1 protein-coding gene is annotated in these 300 nt (G+C 40.0%); it reads left to right on the forward strand.

Features of this window, described 5'->3' with window-relative positions:
• Positions 1–93 precede the first annotated feature (93 nt).
• Complete coding sequence (locus R8925_RS16025) at positions 94–237, forward strand: hypothetical protein (RefSeq protein WP_430536771.1); 144 nt, start codon at positions 94–96, stop codon at positions 235–237.
• The last annotated feature ends 63 nt before the right edge of the window (positions 238–300 follow it).

A 300-nucleotide genomic window follows, 5' to 3' on the forward strand; every position in this document is an offset into this window, starting at 1 on the left:
AACACATATCGCCGAGCCAGTTTTTCAGGATTGAAGAAATTGGCGGAAGTTCGTAAGAGAGAATCAGCATTTAATCCATACCAGCAGCAATAAGTGATTGCAAGTGAAGCTAACGTTTTTGCGCTTAAAAGAGGTGGTGTTTATTGTTACACGAATGTTAGCGATAGGGTTGTAATGATTGAAACAGCAGGTGCAGAGAACTTATTAACTGGTGAACGAGTGAATGGCAGTTTTTAGTTGCCAGCGTATGGATATGCTTGGATAAAATAGCAATAGCAAAAAGGAGTGTCTGAGACAAAG

The sequence above is a fragment of the Listeria rocourtiae subsp. hofi genome (assembly GCF_963575615.1).
Lineage (GTDB): Bacteria > Bacillota > Bacilli > Lactobacillales > Listeriaceae > Listeria_A > Listeria_A hofi.